General features: G+C 66.0%; 21 protein-coding genes. 6 read left to right on the forward strand and 15 right to left on the reverse strand.

Annotation, left to right across the window (positions count from 1 at the left end; genetic code table 11):
* Positions 1–7: 7 nt before the first annotated feature.
* Together J6595_RS20965 and J6595_RS20970 are read right to left on the reverse strand one after the other, a co-directional pair.
* Entirely contained in the window at positions 8–3,394 is a 3,387-nt protein-coding gene (locus tag J6595_RS20965; protein ID WP_209597427.1) for an autotransporter domain-containing protein, read from the reverse strand.
* 430 nt (positions 3,395–3,824) lie between these two features.
* Positions 3,825–5,192, reverse strand: a complete 1,368-nt coding sequence (locus J6595_RS20970; protein WP_209597428.1) for an HD-GYP domain-containing protein — start codon at positions 5,190–5,192, stop codon at positions 3,825–3,827.
* 307 nt (positions 5,193–5,499) lie between these two features.
* On the opposite strand from J6595_RS20970, the gene J6595_RS20975 reads away from it, so the two are divergent.
* The 3 genes from J6595_RS20975 to J6595_RS20985 are packed head-to-tail and all read left to right on the forward strand — an operon-like array spanning position 5,500 to position 8,338.
* On the forward strand, positions 5,500–6,306 hold the full coding sequence (locus J6595_RS20975; protein WP_209597429.1) for an HpcH/HpaI aldolase family protein: 807 nt from the start codon (positions 5,500–5,502) through the stop codon (positions 6,304–6,306).
* A 42-nt stretch (positions 6,307–6,348) separates the two neighbouring features.
* Positions 6,349–7,359: an amidohydrolase family protein gene (locus J6595_RS20980; protein WP_209597431.1), complete on the forward strand. Its 1,011-nt coding sequence runs from the start codon at positions 6,349–6,351 to the stop codon at positions 7,357–7,359.
* A gap of 16 nt (positions 7,360–7,375) precedes the next feature.
* Positions 7,376–8,338, forward strand: a complete 963-nt coding sequence (locus tag J6595_RS20985) for an aldo/keto reductase (RefSeq protein WP_209597432.1) — start codon at positions 7,376–7,378, stop codon at positions 8,336–8,338.
* 44 nt (positions 8,339–8,382) lie between these two features.
* Here J6595_RS20985 and J6595_RS20990 read toward each other — a convergent pair whose 3' ends face one another.
* From J6595_RS20990 to J6595_RS21020, 7 genes are all read right to left on the reverse strand, one after another.
* Positions 8,383–11,169, reverse strand: a complete 2,787-nt coding sequence (locus J6595_RS20990) for a nitrate reductase (protein ID WP_209597433.1) — start codon at positions 11,167–11,169, stop codon at positions 8,383–8,385.
* A 308-nt stretch (positions 11,170–11,477) separates the two neighbouring features.
* Complete coding sequence (gene cynS, locus J6595_RS20995; RefSeq protein ID WP_209597435.1) at positions 11,478–11,933, reverse strand: cyanase; 456 nt, start codon at positions 11,931–11,933, stop codon at positions 11,478–11,480.
* 67 nt (positions 11,934–12,000) lie between these two features.
* Entirely contained in the window at positions 12,001–13,857 is a 1,857-nt protein-coding gene (locus tag J6595_RS21000; RefSeq protein ID WP_245198997.1) for a bifunctional protein-serine/threonine kinase/phosphatase, read from the reverse strand.
* 23 nt (positions 13,858–13,880) lie between these two features.
* Positions 13,881–14,726, reverse strand: coding sequence for a formate/nitrite transporter family protein (locus tag J6595_RS21005; protein ID WP_209597437.1), 846 nt, complete (start codon positions 14,724–14,726; stop codon positions 13,881–13,883).
* A 217-nt stretch (positions 14,727–14,943) separates the two neighbouring features.
* A complete protein-coding gene (gene nirD / locus J6595_RS21010; RefSeq protein ID WP_209597439.1) occupies positions 14,944–15,297 on the reverse strand; it encodes a nitrite reductase small subunit NirD in 354 nt (117 codons plus the stop codon).
* Complete coding sequence (gene nirB, locus J6595_RS21015) at positions 15,294–17,741, reverse strand: nitrite reductase large subunit NirB (RefSeq protein WP_209597440.1); 2,448 nt, start codon at positions 17,739–17,741, stop codon at positions 15,294–15,296. Before nirB ends, nirD begins: the two co-directional genes overlap by 4 nt.
* An 11-nt stretch (positions 17,742–17,752) precedes the next feature.
* Positions 17,753–18,688, reverse strand: coding sequence for a GAF domain-containing protein (locus J6595_RS21020; RefSeq protein ID WP_209597442.1), 936 nt, complete (start codon positions 18,686–18,688; stop codon positions 17,753–17,755).
* Positions 18,689–18,804: 116 nt separating this feature from the next.
* Here J6595_RS21020 and J6595_RS21025 point away from each other — a divergent pair, with 116 nt between their 5' ends.
* The 3 genes from J6595_RS21025 to J6595_RS21035 are packed head-to-tail and all read left to right on the forward strand — an operon-like array spanning position 18,805 to position 19,702.
* A complete protein-coding gene (locus J6595_RS21025) occupies positions 18,805–19,098 on the forward strand; it encodes a BrnT family toxin (protein ID WP_209597444.1) in 294 nt (97 codons plus the stop codon).
* Positions 19,061–19,357: a hypothetical protein gene (locus J6595_RS21030; RefSeq protein WP_209597446.1), complete on the forward strand. Its 297-nt coding sequence runs from the start codon at positions 19,061–19,063 to the stop codon at positions 19,355–19,357. The genes J6595_RS21025 and J6595_RS21030 overlap by 38 nt, the downstream gene beginning before the upstream one ends.
* 36 nt (positions 19,358–19,393) lie before the next feature.
* Positions 19,394–19,702 carry a BrnA antitoxin family protein gene (locus tag J6595_RS21035; RefSeq protein WP_209597448.1) on the forward strand — a complete coding sequence of 103 codons (309 nt, stop codon included), beginning with the start codon at positions 19,394–19,396 and terminating at the stop codon, positions 19,700–19,702.
* Between the two features lie 40 nt (positions 19,703–19,742).
* On the opposite strand, the gene J6595_RS21040 is transcribed toward J6595_RS21035, so the two are convergent.
* From J6595_RS21040 to J6595_RS21065, 6 genes are all read right to left on the reverse strand, one after another.
* Positions 19,743–21,500, reverse strand: coding sequence for an ABC transporter ATP-binding protein (locus J6595_RS21040; protein WP_209597450.1), 1,758 nt, complete (start codon positions 21,498–21,500; stop codon positions 19,743–19,745).
* Between the two features lie 14 nt (positions 21,501–21,514).
* Positions 21,515–22,609: an ABC transporter permease gene (locus J6595_RS21045; RefSeq protein WP_209597452.1), complete on the reverse strand. Its 1,095-nt coding sequence runs from the start codon at positions 22,607–22,609 to the stop codon at positions 21,515–21,517.
* A gap of 101 nt (positions 22,610–22,710) precedes the next feature.
* The gene (locus J6595_RS21050; protein WP_209597454.1) at positions 22,711–24,087 is read right to left on the reverse strand and encodes a CmpA/NrtA family ABC transporter substrate-binding protein; all 1,377 of its coding nucleotides are present in this window, start codon (positions 24,085–24,087) and stop codon (positions 22,711–22,713) included.
* A 523-nt stretch (positions 24,088–24,610) separates the two neighbouring features.
* Positions 24,611–25,732 carry a CmpA/NrtA family ABC transporter substrate-binding protein gene (locus tag J6595_RS21055; protein WP_209597456.1) on the reverse strand — a complete coding sequence of 374 codons (1,122 nt, stop codon included), beginning with the start codon at positions 25,730–25,732 and terminating at the stop codon, positions 24,611–24,613.
* Positions 25,732–26,322 carry an ANTAR domain-containing response regulator gene (locus tag J6595_RS21060; RefSeq protein ID WP_209597458.1) on the reverse strand — a complete coding sequence of 197 codons (591 nt, stop codon included), beginning with the start codon at positions 26,320–26,322 and terminating at the stop codon, positions 25,732–25,734. Before J6595_RS21060 ends, J6595_RS21055 begins: the two co-directional genes overlap by 1 nt.
* 175 nt (positions 26,323–26,497) lie before the next feature.
* Positions 26,498–26,659, reverse strand: a complete 162-nt coding sequence (locus J6595_RS21065; protein ID WP_209597460.1) for a hypothetical protein — start codon at positions 26,657–26,659, stop codon at positions 26,498–26,500.
* Between the last annotated feature and the right edge of the window lie 127 nt (positions 26,660–26,786).

Genomic DNA, 26,786 nt, shown 5'->3' on the forward strand with positions numbered 1-26,786 from the left:
GCGCTTGCTACCAGCTGAACTTCAGGCCGGCGCTGAAGTTATGGGCGCTCTCGTGCTTCGAGAACGCGCCCTGATAGGCGGCATAGACGGTCGCGGAGGTGCCGGTGTCGAGCTGGGCGGAGACGCCGACGAGAGCCGCATCCCGGCCGAGTGACGGGCCACTCGCGCTGAAGGACGCCGCCGAAGCACCGGCGAAGGCCGCATCGACCTTGCCGTTGGTGTCGGCGAATTCGTGGCTCCAGCCGAGGCTTGCCGAGGGCGTGAGGCTCATATTGCCGGCAAGGTCGAAGCGGTGGCTGAGGCTGGCGCCGACGACCGTCTGGAAGCTGCCGTAGGTCTCATCGTCGATCGAGACGCCGGCCGCGCCCGATTCGTCGGTGCCGTCGAGCCGGACGGAGACGCCGCGCAGCGCGACGCTCGGCTCGATGCGGGTGACGTCGTTGCCGAAGTCGACGCCGGCCCGGATCTCGCCGCCATAAGAGGCGGCGTCGGCATCTCCCTCCATCCTGCCGAAGCCGGCGACGCTGCGCTTCACCTCGCCGTCGGTGTAGCCGATGCCGATCTGGCCGTCGATGAAGCCGATGCCGTCATGATAGGTGCCGTAGAGCCGCGCCTGCAACGCATTGCCGGAAACCTTCGCGCCGTTGTCGATGTCGGCGTCCTGATTGACATAGCCGAGCGACGCACCGAGGACGAGGCCTTCGCCGATCTCGCCGTCGAGGCCGACGACGATGCCGCCGAGCGTCTGATCGTAGCCGGGGGCGCCGTCGCCGTCGATCGTCGCCTTCTGACCGAGGGCGGTGAACCAGGCGTTCATGCCGTGCTGCTCGGCGCTCTGCATGGTCGGGTCGACGCTGGCCCCGCGCCGCGCCTCGATCGCCCGGTCGACGGCCTCGCTGCCGGCGTACCAGCTGTCGCGATTGACGACGAGCGCGTCGGCATAGGCGGTCGGCGACAGATCCGTCAGGGACGAGGCGATGTCGCTCGCGCCGAGACCGTAGAGGGCGTCGTAGAACGCTTCGGCCGAGCCTTCGAGCCGGACGCCTGCGGCCGGACGGTCGGCATCGATCGCCGCCGCGACATTGGCGGCATTGCCGTTCGAGGCATAGCTTTCGTACTCCGTCGGCGTCACCACAAGGCGCAGGTCGCTCGAACCGTAGATCGTATCGAAGCGGGTGCCGGTGGCGAGACCGTCTGGCTGGGTCAGTCCGTCATAGCTGCCTTCGACGCCACCTTCGGCCGTGACGATCTGAAACTGCGTTCCGATGTCCGGCGTGTAGCTGTTGGTGGCGTCGCCGGTGATGCCGCGCAGCAGGGGCACGAGCGTGCCATTGGCGGTGTAGACGCTGTCCGTGCCGACGAGTTCGAGGCGGCTGTAATTGCCGGCGCCGATCTCGGTGCCGGTGCCGTCGATGTCGAATTCGCTGACCGAACCGTCCGACAGCGTCACGGAATTGGCGACGGTGAGCGTTCCGGGCGAGTTGCCCGGCGCGAGCGTGCCGCCATCGGCCACGGTGACGCTGCCGCCGATGGCGCCGACGCCGCGCAGCGCGCCGCCGTCATTGACGGTGACGTCCGAGACGATCGAGCCATCGATGGCGAGGATGCCGCCATTGACCACGGTGTCGCCGGTGTAGGTGTCGTTGCCGGACAGCGTCAGCTTGCCGGTGCCGTTCTTGGTCAGGCCGCCGGCGCCGGCGATGTCGTTGGCCCAACTGTCGGCGGCATTGTAGCCGCCGAGGCTGGCATCCATGGTGACCGCGACGTCGTTCTCGAAGTAGCCGTAGCCGTCGGCGGCGTCGTAGAGGTTGAGCTTGCCCCAGCCGTCATAGGTGTTGCCGGAGATCAGCGGATAGTCGGCGTCGAGGGCGGTCGAGGCGAGGATTTCCAGCCGCTGCTCGTCGGAGAGATAGGGAAACCGGGTGAGGAGCAGCACCTGCGCCTGCACCGGCACGTCCGAGACGGCCATGCGATAGGTGTCGCTGGTCGGCGCGAAGCCGTAGGTCATCCGGTAGAGGAAGTCGGCCTTGTTCTGCTCGCTGGTGCCGTAAGCGACCGCGGTGCCGTCGCCACCCTTGGCGATGCATTCGTCGACGGTGGTCGTCCCGCAGGCTTCGGCCAGATAGGCCTGGGTCTCGGTATAGGCGGTATAGACCGCATAGGCTTCGGTGTTGGCCGGGTCGGTCCAGTCGAGACGGTTGCCGTTTTCGTCGTAGAGCGCCGAGTAGATATTGGTCGCGGCGATCGCCTCGGCGATCATCCGGCCGGCAATGACGTCGAGCGGGGAGTGCTCACCGGCCAGAATGCGGTCATAGCCGAGCTCGGAGGCGCGGGTCAGCTGGCTCTGCATCTCCTGCGGCACCAGGAAGGCGAGGCCGAGCGAGGCGGTCCAGGCCGAATTGGTATGGCCGCTCGGCATCGACCCGTCGGAATAGGGGTTCCAACTGTTGGCGACCTGATGCAGCAGCTCCGGCACGTCGACGTCGGAATTGACCCGGTAGGGCCGCGGCGAGGTGCCGATGCCGGGAACGTAATCGCCGACGGTGAAGGTCGCCGGCGTGAAGACGCCGTCGGTCCAGGTGCCGACGTCGGGCACGGTGATGGGCTCACCGCCATTGGCGTCGACCATCGCCTGGGTGACGGTGAAGCCACGCACCCAGTTTTCGACGGTGCCGTAGGCCGCCGGCACTTCGTAGTTGGACAGATAGGTCGGAATGACGAAATCGGCCGTGTCGTCGGCGGTTAGCGCGTCGCGATTGGTGTCGGCACGGTAGTCCTGATACTTGCTCTCATACTGGGGATATGAGGTGAAGGCGTCCTCGGTGTAGCGATCGTAGGTCCGCTTCGAAGGTTCCGTCGAGGAATTGGCGCGCACGATGTTGTTGAGGAAGTTCATCGCGCTGGCGAGCGGTGTCGCCGTGCCGTCGGCGAAGGTCTCCGATCCCCAGCTCGCCGAGTTCAACGTGTTGATGTCGGCCTCGTAGTCCGCCATCGTCGTGGTCGCATAGGTCGTGTGGGTCAGGCTGTCCGGCGTCACGCCGTCGGACGAGGCGCCGGTGCCGGTGAGAAACAGCGACGTCAGAACCCCGAGGCCGTTGGTGACGCTGTATTTCTGGTCGGTGCGATCGTCGTGGATCGCCTGCAGCGTCTGCGCTTCGGTCCGGCTCTCTGTGATCTCGGCGGACAGATCATAGTTGCGGATCATCACCGACGGGTCACCCTCGATCAGATCCACGAACGAATCCATCAGATAGGGCAGGTCCGACGGATCGTCGGTCGTGCGGCCGTTGGAAAAACCGACGGCCGGAGAGGTCGGGATCTCCTGCGCCATGACGGGCGTGCCGGAGAGTGCGGTGCCGACCAGAAGCAGGCCGGCGAAACGATCGAGTTTCATATGTTCCCCTCAGGCGTCCGAAAGAGGACGCGGGTTCAGGCGGCCACGGCAAGGATCTGGCCGGACACGCGATGTGCCGGGCCTCGCTGACCGATGCCGAACCGTTCGTTACGATGAGTGCGCGCGCCAGGAGCGAGGAGCCCCCCTCCTCGATCCGCCCCCGAAACGCCGCATTTCAGTAATGTTTCTTTACAATATATTTGTGACAGGTGAGACGGTCGACGCACGAAACGAAGGGCGTGGCAGTCGGGCCACGCAAGCGGCGGGAGCCGTTCTGTGGCGTCTTCACGGAAGCGGCAGGCCGATGCAGCAGCCGGGCCGCGAGGCCGATGAACGGGCGTTTCAGGGGCTGTGTCCAGCGACGAGACCGGCGGAGCGAAGGTTCCTGGCGCTGCGGGCCTGAAGCGATCCGTGACGCCGGCCACAGCTTTCAGGCTGCGACGGCGTCGGCCTCCAGGCGCGCCAAAGCCGCCTTCAGGGCGGCGACGCAATCGCCGTCGACGGCTGTTCCGGTGTCGGCGTCGAGAATGGCGAGCGCTTTGCCGACGGGCATCGCAGCGCGATAGGGCCGGTCGGCGGTAAGTGCGTCGAAGATGTCGGCGACGGTGACGATGCGGGTGTCGAGGCTGATGTCCTCGGCCTTCAATCCGTAGGGATAGCCCTTGCCGTCGAGGCGCTCGTGGTGGCGCCCACCAATGACGGCGAGTTCGGCGAAAGCCTTGATGTTGGACAGGACCGCCTGCGAATAGACCGGATGGCGGCGGATCTCTGCGAATTCGGCTTCGTCCAGACGTCCAGGCTTGTCGAGGATCGCGTTGGAGACGCCGAGCTTGCCGATATCGTGGAGGAGGGCGGCGCGTTTCAGCCGGCGGCGGTGCTCCGGCGAATGGCCCATCGCCTCTGCGATCATGTCCGTGAACAGCGCCACCCGCTCGGAATGGCCGCGGGTGTAAGGGCTCTTGGAATCGACGACGATGGCGAAGGCCTCGGCAATGTCATCCAGATAGTCCTCGTCCACGGCCCGGCGCGCTTGCGCAGGTTCGAGCGACAGGACCGTCTCGGTCAGGTCGTCTTCGCCCAGGGCCGCGACGAAGGCCTGATCGTCGGCAAGCGTTTCGAACGCTGCTACGATTTCGGGATCGAACCATGTGCCGGACCGGGACTTCACCTCCGTGAGCGCGGCGGTCATTCCCCCGAGCTGGAAGAAGACGTCGGCGACCTGGGCGATCAACGCCACCCTCGAAAACAGCGGAATGTCGTGGCCCTTGAGGCCGCTGGGGTGACCGCCGCCGTCGAAATGCTCGTCGAGGCCGATGATGCCGGCGGCCACCTCTTCGCCGAATCGCATCTTCCGGGCGATCGCCGCGCCGCGCTGGCAGCGCGTTTCGATCAGTTCATGGGCGATCGTGCCACCATTGCGGAAGACGTTGACGAGGGCGCGAAAGCGCTCGGCGAGCCCCGCCTTCATTCCGGTCTGCTGCAGGACGAAGCGCAGGATATGGGCGAGGCTGTCGTCCACCTCCTTGAAGCTCCGCTTGAAGCCGATATCGTCGGTCAGATAGAGTTCGCAGATCCTGGCCGCGTTGGACGAGCAGCCGAGGTCCTTCAGCAGAAGCGTGTAATAGAGTTGACCGGTCGCTACCGCGTCGAGGCCGATCTCGCGGGCGATGTGGACGCCGATGTAGCAGCAGCGCATGCAATGCCCGGCGGGCTGGCCTTCGGTCAGATCCAGAGCTTTGGAAAGGGCAGCGAGAATTTCCGCGAGCCGGAGCGAGGAGCCTGTTTCACTTGCCTGCATGTCGGCTCTTCCGCCTGCTCTCATTTCCAACTCGGCTATTGTCTTCGTTTGGGGTCGCGCTCCGAAAACCGGTTCCTGTTTGGCACGCTGATCTTAAGGATCAGTTCAATGGATGCATCAATACAGGCCTATCCCAGCAACGATAAGAATTGACGATATTCGACGGTCTCTCGGCCCGGCGGCGTCACGGGCGGCGACGCCGCCAGCCGACGACTTGCCAGGAAGCGACTGGCGATGACGGCCGGGCGGTGTCACTGTCGGCTCCAGGCGAGGGCGAATGTGCCGAGCGCAAACCGGGAGGGCCGTGATGATCAAGAACCGTCTGAAGGACCTGTGGAGCAAGGGCCAGCCGGCCCTCAACGGGTGGCTGGCCATCGACAGCCCGTTCGTCGCCGAGATCATGGCGGGGCAGGGCTACGACACGCTGACCATCGACCTGCAGCACGGCGCGCTCGACTATTCGGCCATGCTGGCGATGCTGCAGGCGATGCGCGCCTTGCCCGTGACGCCGATCGTGCGGGTGCCCTGGCGCGAGCCGGGCATCGTCATGAAGGCGCTCGACGCCGGTGCGATGGGCATCATCTGCCCGATGATCAACACGGCCGATGAGGCGGCGGAGTTTGCAAGCTTCATGCGCTACCCGCCGCTCGGCACGCGCAGCTACGGCCCGACGCGCGCCGCCTTCGCCCATCCGGGCTACGGCGTGGAGGCGAACGGCGCCGTCCTCGCCCTTGCGATGATCGAAACCCGCGAAGGCCTGGAAAATGTCGAGGCGATCGCGGCGACGCCCGGCATCGACGGGCTCTATGTCGGCCCCTCCGATCTCGCCCTCGGCACCAGCGCGGGCCGGCTCCCGCCCGGCTTCGACCCGACCGACGGCGAACTCGTCGCCTCGATCAAGCGCATCGCCGCCGTCGCCAAGGCGCAGGGCATCAGGGCGGGACTGCATTGCGGCTCTCCCGAATATGCCGCAAGGGCCGTCTCGTGGGGCTTCGACCTGACGACGGTCTCCGGCGATTCCCGGCTTCTGGCCATGGCCGCCGCCGCTTCGGTGACGCATTGGCGCGAGCTGACGCAAACCCGGAAGGATGCAGGCGCAAGCAGCGCCGATTGACGGCGGGCGGCGCCGCGTCGGGCGGGGCTTCGGCCATGCCGGATGCGTCTGGAAACGGCCGGGCGGGTTGCATCCACCCGGCTACGGCGGCACAAGGGCAGGACCAGCCGGACGCTGGAAAACGAAGCGGCCGCGCTCGAATACGGCGTTGCCCGAAACGAAAAATGCGGGCCGACGAACGGCCGGCACTGCAGTCAGCAAAGGGGGCGGAACCTGGAAACGATCGACGCCCATCATCATTTCTGGAACCCGGCGAGAGGCGACTACGGCTGGATGCCGCCGGACGATCCCGTCCTGGCGCGGCCCTATCTGCCGGTCGATCTCGCGCCCGCGCTTCAGGCTGCGGGCGTGGGACGAAGCATTCTCGTCCAGGCGGCGCCGACGACGGCGGAGACCGAATATCTGCTCGGCCTTGCCGATGCGAGCGATCACGTCGCCGGCGTGGTCGGCTGGATCGATTTCGAGCGCCCGGAAGAGATCGACACCTTGCGGCGGCTGTCGGCCCATCCGAAATTTCTCGGCGTCAGGCCGATGATCCAGGACATCGCCGACGAGGGCTGGATGCTGCGGGACGACCTCGACTGGGCGTTCCGGGCGATCTGCGACCTTGATCTGACCTTCGACGCTCTCGGCTTTCCCCGCCATATCGAGCCCTTCCTGGCGCTGTTCGATCGCTATCCCGCAATGCGCGTCGTCCTCGACCATTGCCTGAAGCCGACGATTACCGACGAAAGCCCGGAATCCTTCGACGAATGGGCGAGGGGAATTGCCCGCATCGCCAATGGCACGACGGCCTTCTGCAAGCTCTCCGGCCTCGTCACCGAAGCCAAGGACGACTGGCGGCGCGAGGATCTCGCCTATTATTCATCGCATGTGCTCGAGGTCTTCGGCCCCGAGCGCGTCATGTGGGGCTCTGACTGGCCGGTGTGCCGCCTCAGATGCGAGTACGAGGAGTGGCACAAAACGGCGGTCGAGCTCGTGTCGCATCTGTCCGACGCGGCCCGGGCGCGCGTCTTTTCCGGCAGCGCCAAAGCGTTTTACCGCCTGACCTGAGGAGGCAGGAAAGCCCATGAAAACGACATCGATCGGCGATACCGGACTGCATGTGACCGAGCTTTGTTTCGGCACCTCGGTCCTCGGGGACATGCCCGATACCTATGGCTACGGGGTCAGCGAAGAGCGGGCCTTTGCGACGATCAACGCGATCTTCGACGGCCCGGCCAATTTCCTCGACACCTCGCGCATCTACGGCTTCGGCCGCAGCGAGGAGCGGATCGGAAAGGTGATCCGCGAGCGGGGCGGGCTGCCGGAGGGCTTCGTCATATCGACCAAGCTCGACCGGGATTTTCAGACCGGCCGCTTCGACGGCGACCGGGTCCGCCAGTCCTTCGAGGAGAGCCTGAGCGCGCTCGGCCTCGACAAGATCGGCATTCTGCATCTGCACGATCCCGAATATGCCGCGGATCTTTCCGAGGTCACCCGCGAGGGCGGCGCCTTCGACGCCCTGTTCAGGCTCAAGGAAGAGGGGCTCGTCGGCGCGGTCGGTCTCGCCATGGGACGGCTCGACCTGATGTTCCCGCTCCTGCGCGAGCGGCCGTTCGACGCGCTGATCTCGCACAATCGCTTCACGCTGCTCAATCGCTCGGCCTCGCAGATGTTCGACTATGCCCATGACAAGGGCATCGCGATCCTCAACGCCGCGCCCTATGCCGGCGGCGTCCTGGCCAAGGGCAGCGACGTGATGAAGAAGGTCACCTATCAGGACGCCAGCGAAGCGGAACTCGAGCCGGTGCGCCGGGTGGAGGAGATCTGCTCGCGGCTCGGCGTCGCGCCGGGCGCAGCCGCGTTGCAGTTCTCCATGAAGGATCCACGGGTGACCTCCACCATCGTCGGTGTGTCCAAGCCCGAGCGCGTCGCCGAAACACTGGAATGGGCCTCGGCCGAGCTTCCCGAGGCCCTGTGGCAGGGGCTCGCCGACATGCCCTTCGCCACCGACGATCCCGAGGCGAACCGGCGATACGAGGCTGGCTAGGCCGGGAGCGCGGGCATCGCACGCCTCTCTCCATAGGCCTGCCCCTAGATGGCGCTCGCCGGCCGCTCGACCCGGGCTCCGTCGATGATGCCCTTGATTTCGCTCCGGCACGAGCCGCAATTCGTGCCGGCCTTCAGGAGCTTGCCCACCTCGTCGAGGCTGACGGCCCGGCCCGAGACGATCGCCGCCGAGATCTCGTTCACGCCGACCGAAAAGCACGAACAGACGATGGCGCCCGGATCCGGTCGATCGGCTCCGCCACGGCCGGCAAGGAGACGGAAGCGCTCGCGCGGGGCGTGGCGCGACGCAAGCGATGCGGCGGCCCATACGCGCGAGACGGCGACGGGCTCGCGCGAAAGGTACAGCGCGGCGACAAGGCGCTCGCCGGCAAAGGCGGCGAAGCGATGAGCCCCGGTCGCCTCGTCGTGATAGGCGAGAATTGCCGCTTTCGGCACGCCCGAGAGCTTCTCGGCGAGGATTGACGGCTCTTCGAGGGGAGACAGGCCGGCCATTTCCAGCCGATAGCCACCGTCCGCCCGTGCGACCGCGAAATAATCGAGCCCGGCCGTGTCGGGCCGCTCTGCGGTCACCGCAAACCCGTACCAGACTGCCTCGAACCTTCGCAGATGGACGCTGGTCGACTTCAGTCCGGGCTGGCCGGAAACGGGGTCCGTGGCCGGCGAGACGAGAGCATCGACCCGGCCCTTGGATGACGTCTCGCCAGTCCAGTGCATCGGCACGAACACCGAACCGGGGCGTTGCCGCTCGCTGACCAGGGCACGGACGACGATTTGCCCGCGTGGCGACGACACCACCACGAGATCGGCCTCGGCAAGACCGAGACGGGAAGCGTCCGCCGGATTGATCTCGGCATAGGGCTCGGCGATGTGGGCCGAAAGCCTCGCCGACAGCCCGGTGCGGGTCATGGTGTGCCAGTGATCGCGTACCCGGCCGGTGTTGAGAATAAGGCCGTCGTCGCTTCGTCGCGGGCTATCGGCCCGTTCATCGCCGGCCCGTTCATCGCCGGTTCCGTCCATGCGCTCCGCCGCAGCGCTGCGGGCATCGTCTGGCCGCCGCTTCAGCGGCGTTGGAACGAAGCGGGCGCGCTGGTCGGCGTGATAGAACCTGCCATCGGCGAAGAAGCGGCTGCCGGCTTCCATCGCCGGGCCCGCAGGAGCGGCGTTTGTGCGGGGCTGCCCCGGCTGCGGCCATTGCACCGGGGCGAGCGTGTCGTATTGCGCCTCATCGAGCCCGGCGAGGCCACCGATGTCGAAATCTCGCGAGCCTTCATTCGCATGGGCCGACAGCCGGGCATGCTCGGCGAAGATCACGGCGGGGCTGTCATAGGCGAAGGCCGGGCCGAAGCCCATGCGCCGTGCAACTGCGCAAATGGCCCACCAGTCGGGCCGGGCCTCGCCCGGCAACGGCAGGAAGGCCCGCTGGCGGGAGATGCGCCGCTCGGAATTCGTGACCGTCCCGTCCTTCTCGCCCCAGGCCGCGGCCGGGAAGGCGACGGCGGCGTATTTCAAAGTATCGGTCTTCTCGACGACATCGGAAACGACGACGAAGGGACAGGCGGCGAGCGCCCGGGCGACGGCATCGGCATCGGGCATCGAGACGACCGGATTGGTGCCCATGATCCAGATCGCCCTGATCTGGCCGGAGGCGACCGCCTCGAACATCTCGACCGCTTTGAGGCCCGGCCGCTCGGCCAGTCGCGGCGCGTCCCAGAAGTCGCGGACGATGTTGCGGTGGGGCTCGTCCTCGATCGCCATGTGGGCGGCAAGCATGTTGGCCATGCCGCCGACCTCGCGCCCGCCCATGGCGTTGGGCTGGCCGGTGATCGAGAACGGCCCCATGCCCGGCCGGCCGATCCGGCCGGTGGCGAGGTGGCAGTTGAGGATGGCGTTGACCTTGTCGGTGCCGCAGACCGACTGGTTGACGCCCTGGCTGTAGACGGTGACGACCTTTTCGTGCCGGGCAAAGAGCGCATAAAAGCGCTCGATCAGATCCCTCTTCAGACCGGTCGCTTCGGCAACCTCGGCAAGCCTCAGATTGCGGGCGGCCTTCAATGCCGCAACAAACCCTTCGGTATGACCGGCCACATAGTCGCAATGGATGGCTCCGGCCTCGGCGAGATAGGGCAAAAGCCCCGCAAACAGCGCCACGTCGCCGTCGGCCGCGATCGGCAGGTGAAGGTCGGCGATATCCGCCGTCATCGTCCGGCGCGGGTCGATCAGCACCACCTTCATCGCCGGCCGCGCGGCCTTGGCGGCGGCAAGGCGCTGATAGATCACCGGATGGCACCAGGCGAGATTGGAGCCGACGAGGACGACGAGATCGGCGAGCTCCAGATCCTCATAGGTGCCTGGCACCGTGTCCGACCCGAAAGCGCGGCGATGGCCGGCAACGGAGGAGGCCATGCAGAGGCGGGAGTTGGTGTCGATATTGGCCGAGCCGATGAAGCCCTTCATCAGCTTGTTGGCGACGTAATAGTCCTCGGTCAGAAGCTGGCCGGAGACATAGAAGGCGACCGAATCCGGCCCGTATTCGGCGATGGTGGCCGAAAACCGTTCGGCGACGAGGTCGAGCGCCGTGTCCCAGTCGGTCCTCACGCCATGATGGGTGGGGTGGAGCAGCCGGCCTTCCATCTGCAACGTCTCGCCGAGCGCCGAGCCCTTGGAGCACAGCCGGCCGAAATTTGCCGGATGCTCAGGGTCCCCGGCGATGGTGACGCCGCCATCCGCCCGCGGCGTCGCCAGCACGCCGCACCCGACCCCGCAATAGGCGCAGGTGGTGCGGACGGTGGTGGCGGTGGGCGCGGCGTCCATGGGGGCGTGTCCTTCGTCTGGTTCTTCGACGCTGGTTGGATGTGTTCGGAGAGGTCCGCGGCCGCTTCGTACCCCCCTCTGTCCTGCCGGACATCTCCCCCACAAGGGGGGAGATCAGACCTTGCTCGATCCCGGCAGGAACAACTGAACGGCAGCGCAATCTCAATCGGCAGAGACGTCTCGCAGACTTGAGCGCGAGATCGATCTCCCCCCTTGTGGGGGAGATGGCTGGCAAGCCAGAGGGGGGTGCAGCGCGGCGTTCCAAGGAACGCCCCCCGCCCATCCCCGCCGCGAAAACCCTTGCCTCCTCACCAGGCCTTGTAGGCCAGGAACTTCCCCGTCATCTCGACCTTCACCCGGTCGCCCTTGGGGTCCTCGACGCGGCTGACGCTCATGTCGAAGTCGATGGCCGACATGATGCCGTCGCCGAACTTTTCGTGGACCATCGCCTTGAAGGACGGGCCGAAGACGCCGGCGATCTCGTAGAGGCGGTAGATGCAGGGATCGGTGGGGATGTCCCGGTTCCAGTCCTTGCTGGGGCATTCCTGCAGCTCCGCGACGGCGGCCTCCGGCAGATCGAGGAGGCGTCCGAGGATCTCGGCCTTCTCCTTCGGCGCAGCGCCCATGCCGGTGGCGACCATGTGGGTCCAGATCGGCGACATGCCGACCTCTTCGGCGATGCCCTCCCAGGAGAGCTTCTTGCGCTTCTTGGCGGCGATGACGAGGGCGGTGACGTCGTCGCGGGTCATGATGTCGGTGGCCATGGTGTCTCCTTGTTGAGTCGTTGGTCGGCCTTGGAAGGGGCCGTTTGGTGGTGGATCGAGGGTGGCGTCATCGCGCCAGAAGCGCGGCGAGAATGACGACGAGTATGGCGAGGATTGCCGAGACCGCCTGCCAGAAGCGGACCGGATTTCTCAGCGCCAGGGGCGGGGCTTCGGGCGAAACGAAGGCCGGGTTCGGGTGGGCGAGGTCATGGACGAACTCGGCAACTTCGGCATAGCGGCGCGCGGGCTCGATCGCGACGGCCCGTCGCAGCGCGCCTTCGACGAAGTCGGGCACGTCCACCGTCTCGCTGCCGGCCGGCTGATAGGCGAGGCGGCGCTGGTCGCGGGCGGACCGGCTGCGGGCGAGCGCCGCGCCATAGGGCAGGCGGCCGGTGAGCATGTGATAGGCGAGGACACCGAGGGAAAAGACGTCCGAGCGCACCCGGCCGACATCGCCGCGGAGTTGCTCGGGCGCCGCGAACTGCAGGGCGCCTGGGTGCCGGCTGTCGGCATCGAACGCCCGCGCCTCGGCGACGCCGGCGACCCGCGCTGCGCCGAAATCGATCAGCGTCACATGGCCATCGGGCCCCAGCATGACGTTTTCCGGCCTGAGATCCTGATGCACCATCTCCTTGCGGTGCATGGCCTGCAGCCCGTTGGCGATGCCGGTGACGATGCGGCAAACGTCAGCGAGCGGCAGCTGCGGCGTCTCGTCGAGCACGGTGCGGAGCGTGTGCCCATCGAGAAGCTCCATTGCCGCATAGCGCGCCGTCGGCGGCCGGCTGCGCGAGGCCGGCTTCAGGCAATGGGGGCTGGAAAGCCGCGCGGCGACCCATTCTTCCATCAGAAAGGCGCGGCGGGCCGCCGGGTCGCCGGCAAGGTCCGAGGCGAGGAACTTCAGCACCGCGGCCTTGCCGGTCTCGACGTCGCGGGCGGAAAGGACATGGCTGCGTGGCCCGACATGCAGGACGCCCTCGATCCGCCAGCCGTCGAATATCGTGCCGACCTCTGGCATTGCGGCCGGCGGTTCGAGATCGCCGCCTTCCAGCCATTCGGCGGCGTCGGCGGCCGGCAGGCGGTCGATCCGCACGATCTGGACCGTCAGGTTGTCGGTGCTGCCATTTTCCAGCGCCATGGCCGCGATCGCCTTCGCCGCACCGTCGAGGTCGTCGCCGCGTTCACGCACCAGCCGGCAAAGCGCCGCCGGCGAGACGTAGTCGTGGACACCGTCGGTTGTCAGCAGAAAGACGTCACCCTGGCGGATCGGGAGGGCCTGATGGTCGATCTCGACATGCGGCCCCATGCCGAGGGCGCGGGCGAGATGGGTCTCGCTGGCCGACAGGGTCAGCCGGTGATCCTCGGTCAGCGGCTCGGCTGTGTGGCCGGAAAGCCGTGCGATGCGGCCGTCGCCAATATGGAAGAGATGGGCCGTGCGGCCTTTGAGGACGAGGGCGTCGAAGGTGGTGACATGGCCGCGATCGTCACTGCCGCCGTCATGGGAGGATCGGGCGGTCCGGCGCGTTTCGCCATGAAGCCAGGCATTGGTCGCGGCGATCACCTGGGCGGCCGACTGGCGGACGCTCCAGGCCTCGGAGGTGCAGTAATAGTCGGAAAGGAAGCTTTTGACCGCCGTTTCGGCGGCGATGCGGCCGAAGCTCGACGAGGAGATGCCGTCGGCAAGGGCAATGGCGATGCCCTTGGTGGTGATTGCCGGCCGGCCCGGGACGATGGCGCCGTGAAAATCCTGGTTCTGCGCTTTGCGGCCGGCCTCCGACCACTGGCCGAGGGAGACGGCAAGCCCTGTCGCCGTCTCGTCCTGGATGGTCGCCCGATCCCGGTGGTCCCTGCCTGCGACCATGCCGGTCGAAATCGTCCCGTCGGGCGGGAAGATTTCCTCTGGCGAACGCAGGAGGGGCCGGGTCATCGGGCGAGCCGTTTTTTGCGGTCTTATTCGGCAGGCTCGGCCAGCGGGCTGACCGGTCCGGCCGCCGCACGAGAAGCCCGCGTCGCGTAGTGGGTCGAGTAGAGCGTCGCGCCGACGAAGGTCAGGCCGCCGACGACATTGCCGATGATCGTCGGGATCTCGTTGTAGAGGAGATAGTCCATCACGGTGAACTGGCCGCCCAGGATGATGCCGGACGGGAACAGGAACATGTTCACGATGGAATGCTCGAAGCCGAGATAGAAGAAGACGAGGATCGGCATCCACATGGCGATGACCTTGCCGCCCACCGAGGTCGACATCATCGCCGCAACGACGCCGGTCGAGACCATCCAGTTGCACATGACGGCGCGGATGAAGAGCGTCAGCATGCCGCCGAAGCCCGCCGCCGCATAGCCGATCGTGCGGCCCTCGCCGATATGGCCGATCTTCTGGCCGACGGCGTTGGGTGCCTCGGTGAAGCCCATGGTGAAGGTGATCGCCATGAACAGCGCCACCGTCAGCGCGCCGGCGAAGTTGCCGCAGAAGACGAGGCCCCAGTTGCGGGCGAGGCCCTTCATGTCGCAGCCCGGCCGCTTGTCGAGGAGCGCCAGCGGAACGAGGGTGAAGACACCGGTGAGAAGATCGAAGCCGAGGAGATACAGCATGCAGAAACCGACCGGGAAGAGCAGCGCTCCGACCAGCGGATTGCCGGTGTTGACGGTGATCGTCACGGCGAAGGCGGCGGCGAGCGCCAAGATCGCGCCCGCCATGTAGGAGCGGATCAGCGTATCCTTGGTCGACATGAAGATCTTCGCCTCGCCGGCATCGACCATCTTGGTCACGAATTCCTTGGGTGCGAGATAGGACATGGTGGTGGGTTCCCCTGCTTGTCGGTGAGTTCGCCGGCGGTCGCGTTTCCCTTGGCCGGTCGAGGATCGTCGTTGCGTCGTCTTTGGGCGGGTTTCGCTCCCCGCTTCTTCAAATCCCGGCGTGGTCGTTTAGCCGCCCGCCGGTTTTCCCCATTCCCGTCACGGCGCATCCGCTATCCGGTGTGCCGAGTTGCCCGCGATCAGCGGGCTCTGCCTGCTATTCGGCGGCTTGCGTCATGTCGGCTGCCGCCTCGGCCAGAGACAGGTCGATCGCTCCCGTCAGCGGATCGAGGCGGATGGCGTAGGTCCGCACCCGGCCTTCGTCCGGGCCCTGCATCTCGCCGGTTTCCAGCGAGATCACCGCATTGTGGAGCGGACAGGTGACCGAGGCGTCGTGGACGATTCCTTGGCTGAGCGGCCCGCCCTTGTGGGGGCAGCGATCCTCGGTGGCGAAGACGTGGTCTTCGGCGGTGCGGAACACCGCGATCCGCCCGAAGGGCGTCGCGACGCAGCGCGAGCCACGCTTCGGGATGTCGGTGAGTTGGCCGATCGGATGCCACGCCTTGCTCATTCCGCCGCCTCCTTGAAGCCGATCTCGGCCATCGGCTTGAACTCGTGGGAGGCCACGCCGCCCGTTGCGCGATCCGCCCAGGGATCGCGCTGGGCGGTCTCCTGGCTTTTGACGAAGCGATCGAAATAGTGGCGGCGCTTTGCGGCATCCTCGACGACGGCGGCCTTGATCGACTCCATGCCGACCCGTCTCAGCCATTTGTAGATGCGCTCGAGATAGTGGCCCTGCTCGCGATAGAGCTGGACGAGGGCAACGATCATCTCGATCGCCTCCTCCTCCGTTCGCACCTGCGTCAGCACCTCTGTTCCCTTGATGTCGAGGCCCGCTGCGCCGGCAAAGTGGATCTCGTAGCCGGCGTCGGTGCAGATGACGCCGACATCCTTGCAGGTCGCTTCGGCGCAGTTGCGCGGGCAACCCGAGACCGCCATCTTGACCTTGGCGGGGGTCCAAGAGCCCCACATGAACTTCTCGATGCGCATGCCGAGGCCGGTGGAGTCCTGCGTGCCGAACCGGCACCAGTCGGTTCCGACGCAGGTCTTCACCGTTCGGAGCGCCTTGCCGTAGGCGGCGCCCGAGACCATGCCGGCGGCGTTGAGATCGGCCCAGACGGCGGGCAGATCCTCCTTCTTGACGCCCAGCATGTCGATGCGCTGGCCGCCGGTGCATTTGACGGAGGGGATGTTGAACTTGTCGACGACGTCGGCGATCGCCCGCAGCTCGCTCGCCGAGGTCATGCCGCCCCACATGCGCGGCACGACGGAATAGGTGCCGTCCTTCTGGATGTTGGCGTGGACGCGCTCGTTGATGAAGCGCGACTGCTCGTCGTCGCGATATTCGCCGGGCCAGTCGGCGATGAGATAGTAGTTCAGCGCCGGGCGGCACTTGGCGCAGCCGCAGGAGGTCTTCCATTCGAGCTCCTGCATGACCTCGGGGATCGACTTCAGCTCCTTGGCGACGATCAGACGGCGCACGTCCGCATGGCCGAGATCGGTGCAGCCGCACATCGGCTTGACCGCCTGGGGGTTGAACGAGGCCCCCAGCGTCAAGGCCATCAGCTGTTCGACGAGCCCGGTGCAGGTGCCGCAGGAGGACGAGGCCTTGGTGTGGGCGCGCACCTCGTCGAGCGAGGTCAGGCCCTTCGCCGTGATCGTGCCGGTGATCTTCGATTTGCACACGCCGTTGCAGCCGCAGATCTCCGCGTCATCCGGCAAGGCTGCAACGGCCGCCATAGGGTCCAGCGGCGATCCCCCCTGATAGGACTGGCCGAAGATCAAGGTATCGCGCATGGCTGCGACCGAGGACCCGTCGCGGATCAGGTCGAAAAACCAGTTTGCGTCGCCGGTGTCGCCATACATCACCGCGCCGACCAGCCGGTCGTTCTCGATGACGAGGCGGCGGTAGACGCCGTGGGACGGATCGCGCAGGACGATCTCCTCGCGGCCCTCGCCGGCGGCGAAGTCGCCTGCCGAAAAGAGGTCACAGCCGGTGACTTTCAGCTTGGTCGAAAGCTCCTTGACGGCGAAACTGTCCGCTTCTCCCATGAGAACCTTCGCCAGCACCTTGGCCTGATCGTAAAGCGGGGCGACGAGGCCGAAGAGCATGCCGTTGAACTCGGTGCATTCGCCGACGGCGTAGATGTCGGGATCGGACGTGCGCAGCTGGGCGTCGACGACGATGGCGCGGTTGACCGCGAGCCCCGCCGCTTTGGCGATTTCCGCGGACGGACGAATACCCACCGCCATGACCACGAGATCGGCCGGAAGCACCGTGCCGTCGGCGAGCTCCACGCCCTCGACGCGCTCGGTGCCGAGGATCTTCTGCGTCGAGGCCTTTGTCATCACGGCGATGCCGCGCTTTTCCAGATCCCGCTTCAGAAGATAGCCCGCCGCCTCGTCGAGCTGGCGATCCATCAGATGGCCCGACAGATGAAGGACGGTGACCTCCATACCCCGGAGTCGAAGACCGGCTGCGGCTTCGAGGCCGAGCAGCCCGCCGCCGATGACGACCGCCTTGGCGCCTTGCGTCGCCGAGGCCTCGATCATCACATTGGTGTCGTCGAGATCGCGGTAGGTGATGACGCCTTCAAGATCGCGGCCCTCGACGGGCACGATGAAGGGCACCGATCCCGTCGCGATGATCAGCTTGTCATAGGGCGCCTCGCCGTTCTCGCCGACGACGACCTTGCGGGCACGATCGATCGAGACGACCTTTTCGCCGAAGCGGCAGGCGACCTTGTAGCCGGCGTACCAGCCTTCATTGTGGGTGACGATCTCGTCGAAGCTTTTCTCGCCGGAAAGGACGGGCGAGAGCATGATGCGATTGTAGTTGCCGCGCGGTTCGGCGTTGAACAGCGTGACCTCATAGGCTTGCGGATCGGTCTCGAAGAGGTTTTCGAGCACCCGGCCCGATGCCATGCCGGCGCCGATGACGACCAGTTTCTGCATGGGGCTTCCTTTCAGTAATACCAAGCGACGATGTGGGCGACGGCCCCGTCGCGATAGATCGGAACGGCGACCATCGAGGCGTAGCCGGCGGTCTGGGCTGCGCTGTCGAACTTCACGAGGGGGATGCCGGAGCCGAGCACCTGGCCGATCGGCCCCTGCCAGGCGGCGACGGTGGTTTCGGTCTCGTCGTCCCAGAGCGGTCCCTGCCGCTGGCAGATGCCGTCGGTGAGCACGGCCTCCTTCGCGCCGTCGGGGCCGGCGCTGCGGGTCTTCCACAGTTCGAACCGGTGGGCGATCGGTGTGCCGCGCGCCGAGAGCAGCGTCAGCACGAAGGTCTTGCCGCCCGGCACGGCGATCGGCAGGCCGAGGCCGGTGGTCAGCCCCGCCTTGCCGGCGCTGTCTGCGCGGATGAAGCGATAGCCGGAGCCGAGATCGCGCATCAGCATCGGCGCGTTGGCCGCCCAGACACCGCCAGGCAGTCCCTGTCCGCGGGGAAAATGCGTGTGCTGCGACACCCATTCGAAGTGCCTGGCGGCGCCATAATAGCCGTCGTCCAGCATCAGGACGCCGGCCTCCTCGTGCCAGACCTCGATCGCGCCGGTGCGCACCGCATCGTCGGCGCAAAGGACGACGACAACCGCCTTGAGATCACTGCCGGCGAAGATCGGCATGGCGACGGCGCTGGTCAGCCCGGCCTTTCGGGCGGCCTCGGCTCGCAGGAAATAGGAGCCGTCGAAACCCTTCAGTACGACCGGCCGCGCTTCTTCCCAGGCTTTGCCGGGCAAGCCCTCGCCCTTCGCAAAGCTCTGCTTCTCGGAGGCGGCGGCAAAATCGTCGAGCGCGCCGTAATTGCCGCTCGACCAGACCAGCCGGCCGTCCTTCGGCACCCAGACTTCGGTGACCTCGACGAAGGTTGCGGTGGGGATATCAGCGGCCAGCGCGCTCATGCAGCGTTCCTCGCGTTCTGGGATACTCGCTCGCCGGCGGTGCCGATCGCGCGTGGTTTGCGGCTGGCAGCGCTTCGCCGTAAGGTGGAATTACGAAAGCGCCGTGCGGGTGCGGGATGGTTGAATTCGACTGGGACGAGACGAAGCGCGCCGCCAATGTCGCCAAGCACGGCGTGGATTTCACGCTGGCGCGGCAGATCGATCTTGATGCGGCAGACATCGAGGTCGACGATCGCCGTGACTACGGCGAGGTCCGGCTGATGGCGCGGGCCGAGATTGAGGACCGCCTCTACGTCATGATCTTCACCTATCGAGGCGACGTCGTGCGGGTTATAAGTTTGCGAAAGGCAAATGATCGCGAGGTCTTGCGCTATGAAAAGAAGACGTCCCCTGATCCGACCGACCCCTGAGGAAGACGCCGCCATCACCGCCGCGGCGCTCTCCGATCCCGACAATCCACCGCTCACCGACGAGCAGATGGACCGCATGCGCCCGGCGCGTGACGCGATGCCGCGCGAGTTGTTCGAAAAGCTGACCGGGACGAAGGCGGTTTTCGTACCCGACGCAGTCGTTTCGCATTTCAAGGAAAAGTTCGGTCCCGACTGGGAAGAGGCGATGCGTGACGTCCTGCGGGAGGCGATGGAACGTAAAGACGAGGCTGCGGAGTAAATCTCAGAAAAGCGAATGATCGAGAGGTGCTGCGCTATGAAAGCGAGACCAAAGCTGATCCGTCCGACACCTGAAGAAGACGCCGCCATTACCACGGCCGCGCTGTCCGATCCCGACAATCCGCCGCTGACCGACGAGGACTGGGCCCGCATGCGCCCGGCCCGCGAGGTCATGCCGCCGTCCTTCTTCGAGCCGGTCGGTTCGTCGCCGCCGCGGCGGTTCTTCATGGCGGAGATCGAATTCGACGTCGCCGACCACTTCACGCGCGAATTCGGCGAGGATTGGCAGCGCCGCCTCAACGAAGCGTTGCGGGAGGTCATCACCCGGAAACAGGCCGCTGAATAGGCGTCTCTGCGCAGCGAGACCGTGGCTTCGGGCGTCGCCATCAGGCTGCCTCCGCCTTGGGCCGCGCGTCGGCACCTGTCTCTGACTCCGCCGGGGTCGCGGGTTCCGCCGGATGGGCGCCGCCCTCGTATTCTTCGAGGAAGCCGAGCAGCTGCTCGCGATAGAGGTAGTAGTCCGGGTGCTCCATCAGCGCCTTGCGGCTGCGCGGGCGGGGCAGATCGACCTTCATGATCTTGCCGATCTTCGCCATTGGACCGTTGGTCATCATCACCACCCGGTCGGCGAGCAGGATCGCCTCGTCGACGTCGTGAGTGACGCAGATCGCGGTGACCTGGGTGCGCTTCCACACGTCCATCAGAACGTCCTGAAGCTCCCAACGGGTGAGCGAATCCAGCATGCCGAAGGGCTCGTCGAGGAGGAGGAGCTTCGGCGACAGGGCAAAGGCGCGGGCGATGCCGACGCGCTGCTTCATGCCGTTGGAAAGGTCCGCCGCCTTGCGGTGCATCGCGTCTGCGAGGCCGACCCGGTGGAGATAGTGCTCGACGACATCGCGGCGCTCGGCGGGCGCGGCGTTCGGATAGACCCGGTCGACGCCCAGCGCGACGTTCTCGCGGGCCGTCAGCCAGGGCATCAGCGACGGCGCCTGGAACACCACGGCCCGGTCGGGGCCGGCGCCGGAGACTTCGCGGCCATCGAGGACGATGCCGCCCGAGGAAATGTCGGTGAGGCCGGCCGCCATGGAAAGGACGGTCGACTTGCCGCAGCCCGAATGGCCGATCAGGGTGATGAACTCGCCCTTTTCCATCTTCATGTCGAAGCCGTCGACGACGGTGAGCGGGCCCTTCGGCGTCGGATAGACCTTCTTGACCTCGAAGAACTCGACGAAGCCGCGCGAGATCGGCGATTGGGACGCGTCGAGATAGGCCTTGGGAAGGTCCGGCGCCGGGCCCTTCTTCATGCCCGGAACGATCGGCACGACATTGGGCAGGGCGACGGCGTCGCCGGCCTCGGCGCTCGCATGCCTGCCCTGTTCCATCAGATAGTGGGTGACGTCCCGGCGCAGGCGCTTGAAGGTGTCGTTCGTGTTCATCGCCGTGCGGTCGCGCGGCCGCGGCAGATCGACGGTGAAGGAAGGTCCGAGCGAAGCGCGCGGGCCGGGGTTCAGCGGGATGATCCGGTCGGCGAGCAGGATCGCCTCGTCAACATCGTTGGTGATGAGGACGATCGTCTTCTTCTCGATCTGGCTGATCGCCGCGAATTCGTCCTGGAGCTTGGCTCGCGTCAAAGCGTCGAGGGCCGAGAGCGGCTCGTCGAGGAGGAGGATCTCCGGGCTCATGGCCAAGGCCCGCGCCACCGAGACGCGCTGGCGCATGCCGCCGGAAAGCTCCGCCGGTTTGCGGCCCTCGGCATGGGAGAGGCCGACCATCTCGATATATCTGTCGATCCGGGCGTTGCGGGCAGCCTTCGGCTCCCTGGCGAACACCGTATCGACGGCGAGGGCGACATTGCCGCGCACGGTCAGCCAGGGCATCAGCGAATAGGACTGGAAGACGAGGCCTCGCTCGGGCCCCGGGCCGGTGATCGGCTTGCCCTTCATCAGGACCTCGCCGCTATCGGCCGCGATCAGACCGGCGAGCAGCGACATCAGCGTCGTCTTGCCGGAGCCCGAAAAGCCGACAATGGCGACGAACTCGCCTTCCTCGACGGTGAGATCGAGGTCTTTCAGAATTTCGGCCCGGGCCTTGCCCTCGCCATAGCTCCTGGAGACGGATTTCAGTTCGATGATCGGATGCGTCATGGCCTGGCTCTCCATCACCGCGTGCCGGAGAAGGTGAAGGCGGACTGGAGCGCGGCCATGATCCGGTCGAGGATAAAGCCGACGATGCCGATGGTGATGACCGCGACGATGATGCGGGCAAGCGAATCCGACGAGCCGTTCTGGAACTCGTCCCAGACGAACTTGCCGAGACCGGGATTCTGGGCGAGCATCTCGGCGGCGATCAGCACCATCCAGCCGACACCGAGAGAGAGGCGGAGGCCGGTGAAGATCAGCGGCATCGCAGAGGGCAGCACCAGCTTGGTGATGGTCTTCGTCGTCGACAGCTGCAGCACCTTGCCGACATTGACGAGGTCCTTGTCGATCGAGGCGACGCCCAGCGAGGTGTTGATCAGTGTCGGCCAGAGCGAGCAGAGGGTCACGGTGATCGCCGAGACGACCATGGATTTCGGCAGGGCGTCGGAGGCGTTCACGTAGAGCGCCGAGACGATCATCGTGACGATCGGCAGCCAGGCCAACGGCGAGACCGGCTTGAAGATCTGGATCAGCGGGTTGAGCGCGCCGTTGACGGTCTTCGACAGGCCGCAGGCGATCCCCAGCGGCACGGCGATGACCGTCGCCAGCACGAAGCCGAGGAACACCGTCTTCAGGCTGGTCAGGATCTGTTCGGGATAGGTCGGCGCGCCGGTATAGTCGCGGACCTTGACCCGGTCGGCATGGCCTGCCTCGATCAGCTTCTGATTGCGCGCGTCCTGCCGCTCGTAGAACGCCGCCTTGTCGGCGGAGCTGCGCTGGTAGTCGGCGTAAAGCGATTCCACCTGGCCCCAGACCGCGACGGGCCCGGGAACGGTGCCGAGCGAGGTCTGCACCTGGGGGGCGAGCGCCGCCCAAAGGCCGAGAAAGGCGATGATGCCGATCAGCGGCACGCAAAGGCCCATCCAGAGGCCGCGCAGATTGGAGCGCGGATCGTCGCCGGCGGCGATCTTCATGATCGGCACCGACCAGCCGAGGCCGAAGGCGGTCAGTGGCCCGGTGGCGCGGGTGATCCGCATCATGCGCTTTTCACGCTTCAGGGCCCGGCGCTCGGCGTCGGACAAGTCGTGGCCCATGAAATCGGAAGCAGTGCTCATTTCAGGTCAGCCCTCAAGGAGGATCGCAATCGGCGAAGCCGTCATCAGATTGGCGACCCGCCCGGCGAAAGGTGCTGTCGGGCGGGTGGCCGAGGGTCGGTTCAGTTGGAAAGGCTTGCGACGTCTTCCTTGCCCTTCAGGCCGATCTGGAATTTTTCGAGATAGGCGTTGGGCTTCCTGCCGTCATATTCGACGCCATCGATGAATTCGGCGGTCGCCGGCTTGTAGCCGTCGGTCTCGGGGACATCGGAGGCCTCGATCAGGCCGTCGTCGATCAGCGAGGCGGCGGCCTGTCTGTAGATGTCCGGCCGGTAGACGCTCTTGGCGGTCTCTTCATACCACGCGTCCGGCTTTTCCTCGGAGATCTGGCCCCAGCGGCGCATCTGCGTGAGGTACCAGGTGGCGTCGGAATAGTAGGGATAGGTCGCGAACTTCTTGAAAAAGACGTTGAAGTCCGGCGCCGGGCGCGTGTCGCCCTTTTCATATTCGAAGGTGCCGGTCATCGAGTTGGCGATGACCTTCTCGTCGGCGCCGACATATTCCGGCCGCGACAGGATCTTCACCGCTTCGACCCGGTTTTCGGGGCTTTCGTCGAGCCATTTGCCGGCGCGGATCAGCGCCTTGGTGAGGGCGATGGTGGTCTGCGGGTTTTCCTCGACGAACTTTGCGGTCAGGCCGAAGACCTTTTCCGGATTGTCCTTCCAGATCTCGTAGTCGGTGATGACCGGCACGCCGATGCCCTTGAAGACGGCCGCCTGGTTCCACGGCTCGCCGACGCAGTAGCCCTGGATCGTGCCGGCTTCCAGCGTCGCCGGCATCTGCGGCGGCGGCGTCACCGACAGGAGAACGTCGGCCTTGATCTGACCGGAGGTGTCGCTCGGCGAGTAGAAGCCTGGGTTCAGCCCGCCGGCGGCGAGCCAGTAGCGCAGCTCGTAATTGTGGGTCGAGACCGGGAAGACCATGCCCATGTTGAACGGCTTGCCAGCCGCCTTGTACTGGTCGACGACGGGCTTCAGCGCGCTCGCCGAGATCGGGTGCTCCGGCTTGCCTTCGGCGTTTTCGGGAATGTGCTTCTTCATCTCCGCCCAGACGGCGTTCGACACGGTGATCCCGTTGCCGTTGAGGTCCATGGAGAAGGGGGTGACGATGTGGGCCTTGGTGCCGAAGCCGATGGTCGCGGCGAGCGGCTGGCCGGCCAGCATGTGGGCGCCGTCGAGCTCGCCGGTGATCACCCGGTCGAGCAGCACCTTCCAGTTCGCCTGGGGCTCCAGCGTGACGTAGAGCCCCTCGTCCTCGAAGAAGTGCATCTCCTTGGCGATGGCGAGCGGCGCCATGTCGGTCAGCTTGATGAAGCCGAATTTCAGCTCGTCCTTTTCCGGGATGAGCATCTCGGCGCTGGCCGGAAGGGCGGTGACGGCGGCGCCGGCGAGCGTCGCGCCGAGAAAGAAACGGCGGGTGATGGCAGTCAGCAGGGTCATGGTCACAGCTTTCCCGTTGCCTGGCGTAAATGAAACGCCGGCTGGTCGATGTCTGGAAAAGAAAAAGGCTGCCCGACACCCTGCGCCACGAAACGAAGTCGTTGGCGATACGAAGAAGTGTCGGCAGCCTTGCCAATGACGCCCGCCGTTGGACGTCCGATATTCAGACGATCTCCGATCGCCTCAGGATCAATGTGTAGAACAGCTCAAGGAATGGTGCAACGCGGAACGCGCGGTTTTCGCAAGATTTTTGCGCGGCGAGCAGTTATGCTTAGAAAATAGACAGTCTGGATAGGCGGTGGGCAGGAAGTGTGATTGTGCAATGAGCAAATGGTCGGCCGGGCGTGATCGAGACGGCCGGCTCCAGCGGATAGCGACGGTCAAGGCGCAAGGGTTCACCGAATGGCAGCATGCTGACTGAGAGGGAACCGGTTTGGAAAAAATGCCCGCAGAGATCCCGGTCACCGCTCCCGGTCGCCCAAAATCGGGGACCGAACGGAGCTTCTTTGCCTCACCCGGCCGTTCACCCTTTCGCGTCGAACAAGCCAGCCGGACGCTCGCCCGCAACGGCGGCGCCTTCCGCCCCCGTGCTTCCCATGGCCGCGTCGAATAGCGCGGGATCGAAGGTCTCGCCGGCGATGCGCGTGCCCGCCTCGGAGAGCGGGGCGTCGCGCCAGCGGGCCATCTGGCGGTAGAGCCAGCGGCCGTGCTCCGGGTCGGGCCGTGTCGCGCCTTGGCCGGAAAACACCATGAAATCGGGAATCTCGCGGGTTCGGCCAGACGCCGTTTCGAGCCGGCCCGTCAGGCCGGGCAGAAGCGTGGCGGGATCGACGCCAAGCCGGTCGGGCGAGGCCAGAAGCTTTGCGAGGCTGTCGAAATTTTCCAGGTTCGCGCACCAGTCCGCGGCGTCGGCGAGAGCCTGGATCAGTCTGGTCAGCGCCTCGGGATTATCACTGGCAAAGCTTTGGGTGACGCCGAGAACCTTCTCCGGCCCGCGCCGCCAGATCTCGGCCCGGCTGGTGACGATGCGCCCGGCGCTCTGCCTCACGGCGATCGTGCCCCAGGGCTCGCCCGCGCAAAATCCGTCGATACCGCCGCTCGCCAGGGCGTCGGGCATCAGCGACGGCGGTACGACGGTGATCTCGACGTCGCGCTCGGGGACGACGCCAGATACGGCGAGCCAGTATCTCAGATCGTAGTTGTGGCTCGAATGGGGATGCACGACAGCCAGCCTGAGCGGCGGCTCGCCGGCCTCCGCCCGCTTGCGCAAGACGTCGGCGAAGGCGCGGCCGGCGCTGGCCGGCGCGGCCTCGTAGTCGGCCGGCCCGGCAGCATCCATGCGTTCGGCGACGGCTTTCGACACGACGACGCCATTGCCGCCGAGTGCCAGCACCATCGGCGCCAGCATCCGAACGGGGAGGGGGCCGAGACCGAGATTGGCGGCGATCGGCATTGGTGCCAGCATATGGGCGCAGTCGAACTGGCCGACGCCGATCCGGTCGCGGATCGTCGCCCAGGACATCTCACGCTGCAGGGAGAGGGTGATGCCGCGCTCTTCGGCAAAGCCCATATGGGCGGCAACGATCAGGACGGCGCTGTCGAGAAGCGGAACGTAGCCGGCGCGGATGAAGCTCGGTGCGGCCATCACTCGTCTCCGAGAAGCGTGTAGGCGGAAACGAGGCCCGCGGCGACCTCGCCGATCCGGCGGTTCTCGTTCATCGCGGTGCGGCGCAAAAGCTTATAGGCGGCCGCCTCGTCGATGTTCTTCGCCTTCATCAGGATGCCCTTGGCGCGGTCGATGACCTTGCGGTCGGCAAGTTCCGATTTCGCCTCGGCCAGCTCCCGCGTCAGCCGGTTGACGGCGTTGAAGCGCGAAATCGCCATTTCGAGGATCGGCTTGATCCGCTCCTTTTTCAGCCCGTCGACCACATAGGCCGAGACCCCAGCCTCGATCGCCGCCTCGATCTCGGCGGTATCGGAGCGATCGACGAACATCGCCATCGGCCGCTTCACCGCGCGCGAGACCTGGAAGAAATGTTCGAGCTGGTCGCGATTGGGATTTTCGAGATCGACGACGATGACGTCGGGTTTCAGCATCTCGATACGCTTGACGAGGCCGGCAACTGTCGTGACGATCGAGACGTTGCTGTGGCCGGCATCCTGCAGCCCGTCCTGAATGATCGAAGCTCGCAGGCCGTTATCGTCGACAAGCAGGATGTTGAGCGGTTGCGCCATGACAGGAATATTGCACCTGCGAATGCCTTGTTCGCAACGGCAAAATCCAGACCGCCGACCGTTTGTTCAGAAGAGGTTTGGCAGGCGGCTTCTGTCGCCCGTCGTCTTTCGGATCGAAGCCCCCATCTCCGTTGGCGGAAGCGGCATCGATCGGGTGTCGCGCTCCGGCGTCGCCTCAGCGATGACGTTCGAAGAGTTTCGCGTCGAGACCGAGCCTGCGAAGAGCTGCCTCGGGAGGCGTGCTGCCCGATTCCAGCGCGACGGCGCAGCGACGGGCGGCCCGGAAGTCCTCGAAGAAATCGGCAACGCCTGCTGCAAGGCTTTTCTTGTGGCGCATGGTTGTCACTCCAATTTCAATTGCCCTTGACTTGCAAGATAAGTGTCGGGGCGAGTGAACTGAAGTGACGATTATACGGCTCTGGTATGCGATTGGTGCATATCACTGCGTTAAGATTTGCGTAAGG

This window comes from Jiella mangrovi (assembly GCF_017815135.1).
Lineage (GTDB): Bacteria > Pseudomonadota > Alphaproteobacteria > Rhizobiales > Rhizobiaceae > Jiella > Jiella mangrovi.